This is a genomic window from Collinsella aerofaciens, from assembly GCF_018785265.1.
In the GTDB taxonomy this organism is placed as follows: domain Bacteria; phylum Actinomycetota; class Coriobacteriia; order Coriobacteriales; family Coriobacteriaceae; genus Collinsella; species Collinsella aerofaciens_AI.
The window spans coordinates 39125-47469 of record NZ_WQPK01000004.1; the positions used below are offsets into that span (position 1 = coordinate 39125).

Consider the following 8345-nt stretch of genomic DNA (forward strand, 5'->3'; position numbering starts at 1 on the left):
AATAGGAACGTCCCCAAGTGCCGGAAAAGGAGAGGCAGCACTGCTGGCAAAACGAGCCGCAGCGCTGCCTCTCTTTATGCAAACACTATCAAGTTGTCCCTATGGATTGCGGGCTTCTCGGCCAGGTCTGCGAGCAGGCGGTTGCTGGCAATCTGGTCCTGGCGGCGGCCGGCGGCAAGCTCCAGCACGTCCGAATCGGCCTCGGCGATACCGCGGGCGACAACCATGCCGCTCGGGTCGCACACGTCGAGCACATCGCCCTCGGCAAACTGGCCATCGACCTCGCGAATACCCACCGCGAGCAGCGACGATCCGCGGCTGACCAGCGCCTTCGCGGCGCCGTCATCGACCGTCACCGAGCCGTGCGCCTTGTCGCCCAGTGCAATCCACAGCTTGCGGGGTGCAATGTCCAGGCGCTCCGCCGGCGGATCGAACAGCGTGCCCACGCTCTCGCCGCGGGCCAAACGCACGAGCGCATCGGGCTCCTCGCCCGAGCAAATCACGCTCTGAATGCCGGCCGTCATGAGAATGCGGCTTGCACGGATCTTGGTGATCATGCCGCCCGTGCCCACCGATGTGGAAGAATCGCCCGCCGAGGCGATGATCTTGGCGTCGATCTTATGCACGACCGGGACGAACTCGGCCGTAGGATCCTCGTGCGGATTGGCGGTGTAGAGGCCATCGATGTCCGAGAGCGTCACGCACAGATCGGCAGAAACCAGGCAGCTCACAAGCGCCGCCAGCGTGTCGTTGTCGCCAAACTTGATCTCATCGACGGTGACGGTATCGTTCTCGTTGACGACCGGCACCACACCCAGCTCCACAAGGCGCAGCAGGGCGTCGCGCGCGTGCAGGTAGGACGTGCGGCGCGCCGTGTCGTGACGCGTGAGCAGCACGAGCGAGGTGAGCAGGTCGCGCGCATGGAACTCCTCGTCGTAGGCCGACGAGATGATGCACTGACCGGCCGAGGCGCAGGCCTGCAGGCTCGGCAGGTCACCGACCGGCTTACGGTCGAAGCCCAGCACGAGATAGCCGCAGGCAATGGCGCCCGAGCTCACCACGACCAGGCGCCAGCCAAGCTCGCGCAGCGCTGCGGCCTGATCGGCAAGCCCGCCGATAAAGGCGCGGTTGACCTTGCCGTCGGCGCCCACCACCGTGGACGAACCGATCTTTACCACCATCGTTTTATAAGAAGTCGTCATACGTCAAACCAATCAACTGTTCAGCGAACGGGCGAACGGGCAACGAGAAAATGATCCGTTTTCCTCCGTCCCCAAGGGATCATTTTGCCCAGGGGAAAGCCGAGGCCGCGGCCATGTTCTTGCGCACGAGCTCGTCGCGCACCTGAGCCAGGCCCTGCTCCATGCCCACCACATAGGTCTGCGGGTACAGGAAGCGCTTATAAGCGGCGTCCAGATGATCGAGCGCCCAAGCACAGCGCTCGCGCGCGTCCTGAATGCTCTCACGCGGAGCCACCGCACTGCCATCGCGCACGATCGGCACCAGCAGCTCGCGATACTCGAGTTCGGACACGTCGGTCACCAGGGCGGCATCGTTCACGGCCACAAGGGTATTGCCGCGCGCGGCGCCCTCCCCCGCCAGATGGTCCTCGTCGTAGATCATGTCGCAGACCGGGCCGCCAAAGCCGTCGTAATAACGGCGCACGCGTTGCACACCCGGGATCGTGCGCTTGTATGGCTGCTCGGAAAGCTTCACCACCGGCGTCCACGGCTCCGCGTCGCTCGCACGACGGGCCGAAAGCTTGTACACGCCGCCCAGCGCAGGCTGATCGTAGCAGGTCGCAAGCTTGGTACCCACGCCAAAGCTGTCGATGGGCGCGCCCTGGTCGAGCAGCGACTGAATCGTGTACTCATCCAAATCGTTAGAAACCGAGATCCCCACATAGGGCAGGCCCTCGGCATCAAAACGGCCGCGCACATACTTGGAGAGCTTGGCGAGGTCGCCGGAGTCGATGCGAATGGCCGACAGGCGCTCGCCCACCGCTTCCATCTCCTTGGCAACCGTAATGGCATGCTCGCAACCCTCGCGTACGTCGTAGGTGTCGATGAGCAGCGTGCAGTTCTTGGGACTCGACTTAGCAAAAGCCCGGAATGCCTCGAGCTCGGAGTCGAAGCTCATGACCCAGCTGTGCGCATGCGTGCCAAAGACGGGAATACCGTAGCGGCGGCCGGCGAGCACATTGGACGTAGAGGAGCAGCCGGCAACGTAGCTCGCGCGCGCGACGGCCAGCCCGCCATCGGGACCCTGGGCGCGGCGCAGGCCAAACTCGGCAACGGGACGGCCGTCCGCCGCCAGCACCACGCGCGCCGTCTTGGTGGCGACAAGCGTCTGGAAGCCGACGATGTTGAGCAGCGCCGTTTCGAGCAGCTGGCACTCCAGCGCGGGACCGGTGACGCGAACCATGGGTTCGCGCGGAAAGACGAGCTCGCCCTCGGGGACGGCGTCGATGTTTACATGTGCACGAAAATCGCGCAGGTAGTCGAGGAAAGCAGGCTTGAACATCGCGCCGCCGGCCGGGGCCTGGAGTGAGGCGAGGTAGTCGATATCCTCGGGCGTAAAGCGCAGGTTCTCGACCAGCTCGGGCAGCTCGGCGGTGCCGCACATGACGGCATAGGCGCTGCCAAAGGGATGGTCGCGGTAAAACGCGGTAAAACAACCCTGCTCATTGGCCTTGCCGCTCTCCCACAGGCCCTGGGCCATAGTGAGCTCGTACAGATCGGTGAGCATTGCAATGTCGGTGGGATGCGAGATGTCGGTCAAAGCCATGGGGCGACCTTTCGGATGCGTTGTGCAGAGGTTGAGGGTTGGGCGAGACGGACGTGCGGGCATGGAGCCCGGCGCGAACAGGTTAGTGCAGGCCCATGCTGCCCGTGATCGTGTAGACCATAAAGACGATAAACGCGATGAGGGCGAGCACGATGATGATTTTTTGAGCCGGTGCCATGCCAGGGATCTCATTCTCGCCCGTAGGCTCCTTGGAGGTGACCATGCGCTGGGCAAAGGTCATCTCGTCACGGCTCGGCTTGGGCTCGACGGACTTGGGACGAGCGGCCTTTTTAGGCTGAGGTTTGGGCGCGGTGGGCGCGGGCTTCGCGGCGACGAGCTTGGGCGCAGGCTTCGCGGCGGCGGGCTTGGGTGCGGGCGCGGGCGCCGGTGCGGATGCGGCGTTCGCGGCGACCTCCTCGGCCTTCGCACGCTCGGCACGCAGGGCAGCCAGCTCCTCACGCTCGCGGCGTGCCTCTTCCTGGGCCTCGCGACGAGCCTTCTCGGCGCGGAGCTCTTCCAACTCGGCGCGCTCCTCGGCAGACAGTGGTTGGGACTCAAGCTCGGCCATGGTACAGCCCTTTCTTTTAAAAAAAGCCGCCGACACAATGTCAGCGGCTTATCAAATCCAAGGGTGGAGACGAAGGGAGTCGAACCCTCGGCCTCTGCCATGCGACGGCAGCGCTCTCCCAACTGAGCTACGTCCCCAGGACAAGTTGATATTTTACCTACGGCTCGCCAACTGTCAACGCCCAATACCCAGTCTTTTTGGGACGGGGCTGTTTTGACTACTTTTCGAACGCCCGAGCCACCCGATGATTATTTATCCCCCGTCCCAGAAAAATCATCGGCGAACGCGCTACTTTGCGCTGGTGAGGACACCGGTGGTGTCGAACGCCGGGGTAAAGCTCTCGTCTACCGCTCCGCCTTCTTGCCAGAACATCGTCGTAAAGCCCAGGTCGTCGGCATGGTCGAGCACCTGCTCGTACTCCTCGCGCGTCACGGCGCGTGCCAACTCGCCGCCTTGCTCGCGCATGAGCGCATTGGGCGTGTACTGGTTCATGACCGAAATCGGCACGTCGCCCACCGTCTGCCACACCAGGTCCAGCACGCGGCACGAATCGTCCGCATGTCCCGGCAGCACTAGGTGACGCACGATGATGCCGCGCTTCATGAGCCCCTCGTCGTCCACCAGCTCTCCCCCGCGGCGCTCGACCTCGCGCGCCATCTGTGCCAGGCCCGACACGGCCGCGCGCGGGTAATCCTTAATATGAGAAAGTGACTGAGCAAGCTCGGCATCAGCATATTTAAAGTCGGTGAGCCACACATCAACCAGGTCACCCAGGGCAGCAACGGCACTCGCCCGCTCATAGCCGCTCGTGTTGTAGACGATCGGGATGTCCAGCCCGCGCTCCCGCGCTTCGTCAATCGCGGCCGGCAGCAGGTGAGCATAATGCGTCGCAGTCACCAGGTTAATGTTGTTGGCGCCCTGGTCCTGCAGCTCCAGCATAATCTCGACCAAGCGCTCGGGCGAAATCTCAAGACCGAAATTGCCCGTCGAGATCTCGTGGTTTTGGCAGTAGACGCATTTGAGCGAACAGCCGCTAAAGAAAATCGTGCCCGAGCCGGCCTCACCCGAAATGGGCGGCTCCTCCCACATATGGAGCGCCGCGCGGGCGACTTTAAGCGTGTCGTCGGCACCGCACACGCCATGCGCGCCCTCGTCGCGTGCCGCGCCGCAACGGCGTGGACACAAATGGCAGGCGGGCGAAAAAAGTTCGGTCAACGACGTCGGCATAAAAACATGCTCCAAAACAACGATTCAGCAGCTCAAACGTAAAGGCCCGGACCGCGCAGACGGCTCCAAGACCAAGGCGCCGTAATCGTCCGACACGATTTTTGTAATGTCAAGACTGGAATCAACAAAGTGCCGCTTTATGATGTAGGTATTCCGCCCCCCGCGGAGCAACTGGGTGAACCGTCGCGTTTATTTAGGGAGCCCACACAGTCGTACTTAGTACAGGTATCCTTCGTTGTTAAGGACGCTGGAACAGTCGATGAGGGCACCCACCTGTTTTAGGTGGGTTCATTTTCGTAACGTGGGGGGTGGTTTTCTTTTGCCGATTTTGCCAAAAATTGCCATCGCAGATCCCGTATGACACCCAACAGTACTCGGCAGAACCCCCGCCAACATCCCAATATCTGGTAAGCGCGTGATAATCGCACAGCGCAAACCCCCGCACCCCCTCGGTCGAGTATTATGGTTCGGCTATGCCCTTTGCGCATGGCGTTCTTCTGACCTTTTCCTTCGACGCTTGGCGGTTTTTAGATTCATGGCTTCATCCCCGAGCTACATACCGTACCTATGCGTGGCAGCGGCGGCTTTTATCACGACCTTCCTCGCGGTGCCCCTGGTCAAGCGCTTGGCAATTAAGCTCGATGCCGTCGACTATCCTTCTAAGCGCCGCATCAACACCAAGCCCATCCCGCGTTTGGGCGGAACGGCGGTGTTTTTGGGCCTGGTCGTTGCCTGCATTGTGCAAATCCTAGGCACCTGGTACCTAGGCTGGCCACCCGTCCTGGTGCCGCACCCGCGCCTTCACATTAGCTATCCCATGCTGGCGCTCTCCTTTACCGTCATCTTTGCGACCGGCGCTATCGACGACGTCTTCCAGCTCACGCCCAAGCAAAAGCTGGCCGGACAGGTCCTCGCCGCGCTTATCGCCTGCATGGGCGGCCTAAAAATCGGCGTCATCGTCAACCCGTTTGCTCCCGGCGAGATCATGCTCGGATGGCTCGCCTACCCCATTACCGTGATCTATCTGGTGGCATTCACCAACATCATTAACCTCATCGACGGCCTCGACGGCTTGGCCACGGGCATCTGCGGCATCGCCTCGTTCACCATGTTTTCGATGGCCGTTCTCTCGGGCCGCATCGACGCCGCCGCGCTCTCCATTGCGCTCTTTGGCGCCTGTCTGGCCTTTTTGCGCTACAACTTCAACCCCGCAAGCATCTTCTTGGGCGACTCGGGGTCGCTGCTTCTGGGCTTTGCGCTGGGCTCCATCTCGCTGCTCAACGTGAGCCGCACCGCCGCACTCACCTCGCTTATCATCCCGCTCATCGTTGCCGGCGTGCCCATCATCGACACGTTTAGCGCCATTGTGCGCCGCAAGCGCGCCCACATTAGCATCGGGCAGGCCGACAAGGGCCACATCCACCACCGCCTCATTCAAGAGGGCTACAACCAAAAGCAGGCCGTACTGCTCATCTACGCCTGGTGCATTATGCTTTCGGCCGGCGCCGCCGCCATCAATCAGGTTGAAGTGCCCACGCGCGTGCTCATCTTTACCGTGCTCGCCATTGGCTCGGCAGCCTTTGCCAAGCACCTACACCTGTTTGAGCCCGTGCTGCGCCACCATTACAACAAGCGCACGCACGAAGACGAGCTGGTAACCCCCGATGACCCCGCCTTTAAGCAGGAGGAGCAGGCAGCCGAGGAACGTAAGGAAGAGCGCCACCACAAGCTCTAGGGTAAGCTGCCGAGGATGTGCCCCGGCGCCGCTGGCCATGCGCAGCCCCGCGCCCATCATGCAAGCCGCCCCTCTCCTGGTCCTCGCCTACTTACGCCCCGACCCTCCAATAAACGCGTTATCATCTTGACCCATGAACATACGTTAGGAGCAATCATGCCAAACGAGAACAGCTACGAAGTCGCGCTGCAAAAGAGCAACGCCATTCGCGAGGGCCTGGCCAAGACGCCCGAGAAGTTCACCATGCTTACCGGCGACCGCCCCACCGGCCGTCTGCACCTGGGCCACTACTTTGGCACCCTCAAGGGCCGCGTCGAGCTGCAGAACATGGGCGCCAAGACCAACGTGCTCATCGCCGACTACCAGGTCATCACCGACCGCGACACCACCGAGCACATCCAGGACAACGTGTACAACATGGTCATGGACTACCTTGCCTGCGGCATCGACCCCGACAAGACCATGATCTACGCGCACTCCGCCGTGCCCGCCGCCAACCAGCTCATGCTGCCGTTCCTGTCGCTGGTGTCCGAGGCCGAGCTGGCGCGCAACCCCACGGTTAAGGCCGAGATGGAGGCCTCGGGCCACGAGCTCACCGGCCTTCTGCTCACCTACCCGGTGCACCAGGCCTGCGACATCCTGTTCTGCAAGGGCAACGTGGTGCCGGTTGGTCGCGACCAGCTGCCGCACATCGAGCTCACCCGCACCATCGCCCGCCGCTTTAACAACCGCTACGGCAAGGTGTTCCCCGAGGTCGACGCGCTGCTGTCCGAGACCCCGCTGCTGCCCGGCCTGGACGGCCGCAAGATGAGCAAGAGCTACGGCAACGCCATCAACATCTCGATGACCGCCGAGGAAACGGCCAAGCGCATCAAAAAGAGCCAGACCGACTCCGAACGCATGATCACGTTCGACCCCGAGAACCGCCCCGGCGTGTCCGGCCTGCTTTCGACGGCTGCCATCTGCACCGGCCGCTCCGAGGTCGAGATTGCCGAGGAGATTGGCATGGGCGGCTCCGGCCGGCTCAAGAAGTACGTGACCGAGGCCGTCAACGAGTACTTCGCACCGATCCGCGAGCGTCGACAGCGCTATGAGAACGATCTGGACTATGTGAAGGATGTGCTGCACGAGGGCAACCGTCGCGCCAACGAGATCGCCGAGCAGACCCTGGCCGAGGTTCGGGACGCCATGGGCATGGTGTACTAGACCGATCTGCTGACTTGAGCTTTCGATTGCTTTAGGGCGGGCGCGACGGCGTCCGCTTTTTTGGAGCCGGACCGCTTCGGCTCCGCCCATCGCACTCCCCCGACAAACAGGAACAGGCCCGCCGGCAGTTAGTTGCCAGCGGGCCTGTTCCCGAAGTACACCGTTGAATCGCACAGAGGGGAGGAATGCGAATCAAACTCAACAGGGCAGGCTTTTTCATCGCCTATTGCCTGCTCCGTTGCTGAAACCAATATAGTTCACCGTGGTTTACTTTCTAGCGTCAATATACGCCGCCATAGCTTCTCCATAAGTTAGCCCCGGTAAACCTGCAACGGAAAACCACCACGATGGCGACAGGCACCTTTGTGGTGGTTTTGACCACGGCAGAGCTGTTAGAGTCCGGCAGGCCAACGACAGGTGCCCAGCGCGACGTGCATGGAATCGGTAAACGTCACGCCCTCCCCCATCAAGAGCTCACGCTGAGCATCGGGGCCGCCAAAGGCAAAGCCCTCACAGATACGGCCGTCGGCAAACACCACACGATGACAGGGAATTTGGCCAGGACGTGGGTTGCTATGCAGCGCATAACCCACATAGCGCGCACTGCGCGGACGACCGGCGAGCAGCGCCACCTGGCCGTACGTAGCGACCATCCCCTCGGGAATCTGCTCGACCACCTCGTACACCCGCTCAAAAAAGCCCTCAGACGCCATCGCATGCTCCTTTCAACCGAAACCAGCATAAACCACCACAAAGGTGCCTGTGAACTGCGCCCCGAAACTTGGACTGAATAAATAGCGACTACGCCGCAAGGGCCTGGTT

At 62.0% G+C, this 8345-nt stretch carries 7 protein-coding genes and 1 tRNA gene; 2 read left to right on the forward strand and 6 right to left on the reverse strand.

All coding sequences use genetic code 11. The annotated features are described in order from the left end of the window. Positions 1 to 74: 74 nt before the first annotated feature. The 5 genes from proB to GPK42_RS00785 form a co-directional block, all read right to left on the reverse strand. On the reverse strand, positions 75 to 1202 hold the full coding sequence (gene proB / locus GPK42_RS00765; RefSeq protein ID WP_215692820.1) for a glutamate 5-kinase: 1128 nt from the start codon (positions 1200 to 1202) through the stop codon (positions 75 to 77). A gap of 79 nt (positions 1203 to 1281) precedes the next feature. Next, positions 1282 to 2787: a nicotinate phosphoribosyltransferase gene (locus GPK42_RS00770; RefSeq protein ID WP_215692822.1), complete on the reverse strand. Its 1506-nt coding sequence runs from the start codon at positions 2785 to 2787 to the stop codon at positions 1282 to 1284. 82 nt (positions 2788 to 2869) lie between these two features. After that, entirely contained in the window at positions 2870 to 3355 is a 486-nt protein-coding gene (locus tag GPK42_RS00775) for a hypothetical protein (protein ID WP_215692825.1), read from the reverse strand. A 64-nt stretch (positions 3356 to 3419) separates the two neighbouring features. Next, a tRNA-Ala gene (locus GPK42_RS00780) sits at positions 3420 to 3492 on the reverse strand. Positions 3493 to 3643: 151 nt separating this feature from the next. Further along, positions 3644 to 4582, reverse strand: a complete 939-nt coding sequence (locus GPK42_RS00785) for a radical SAM protein (RefSeq protein WP_215692827.1) — start codon at positions 4580 to 4582, stop codon at positions 3644 to 3646. 535 nt (positions 4583 to 5117) lie between these two features. Between GPK42_RS00785 and GPK42_RS00790 the strand changes: the two genes are divergently transcribed. Together GPK42_RS00790 and trpS are read left to right on the forward strand one after the other, a co-directional pair. Next, positions 5118 to 6317, forward strand: a complete 1200-nt coding sequence (locus GPK42_RS00790; RefSeq protein WP_215692829.1) for an MraY family glycosyltransferase — start codon at positions 5118 to 5120, stop codon at positions 6315 to 6317. A gap of 156 nt (positions 6318 to 6473) precedes the next feature. Then, positions 6474 to 7523 (forward strand): tryptophan--tRNA ligase, encoded by a 1050-nt coding sequence (gene trpS / locus GPK42_RS00795; RefSeq protein ID WP_215692831.1) that lies wholly within the window; start codon positions 6474 to 6476, stop codon positions 7521 to 7523. Between the two features lie 392 nt (positions 7524 to 7915). Here trpS and GPK42_RS00800 read toward each other — a convergent pair whose 3' ends face one another. Beyond that, on the reverse strand, positions 7916 to 8236 hold the full coding sequence (locus GPK42_RS00800; protein WP_215692833.1) for an MGMT family protein: 321 nt from the start codon (positions 8234 to 8236) through the stop codon (positions 7916 to 7918). Positions 8237 to 8345: the final 109 nt, after the last annotated feature.

Bases quoted from the DNA above. Each gene is read 5' to 3' on its own strand.
- GPK42_RS00770 (WP_215692822.1), bottom strand. From the start codon at position 2,787: ATGGCTTTGACCGACATCTCGCATCCCACCGACATTGCAATGCTCACC.
- GPK42_RS00775 (WP_215692825.1), bottom strand. From the start codon at position 3,355: ATGGCCGAGCTTGAGTCCCAACCACTGTCTGCCGAGGAGCGCGCCGAG.
- GPK42_RS00790 (WP_215692829.1), top strand. From the start codon at position 5,118: ATGGCTTCATCCCCGAGCTACATACCGTACCTATGCGTGGCAGCGGCG.
- trpS (WP_215692831.1), top strand. From the start codon at position 6,474: ATGCCAAACGAGAACAGCTACGAAGTCGCGCTGCAAAAGAGCAACGCC.
- GPK42_RS00785 (WP_215692827.1), bottom strand. From the start codon at position 4,582: ATGCCGACGTCGTTGACCGAACTTTTTTCGCCCGCCTGCCATTTGTGT.
- proB (WP_215692820.1), bottom strand. From the start codon at position 1,202: ATGACGACTTCTTATAAAACGATGGTGGTAAAGATCGGTTCGTCCACG.
- GPK42_RS00800 (WP_215692833.1), bottom strand. From the start codon at position 8,236: ATGGCGTCTGAGGGCTTTTTTGAGCGGGTGTACGAGGTGGTCGAGCAG.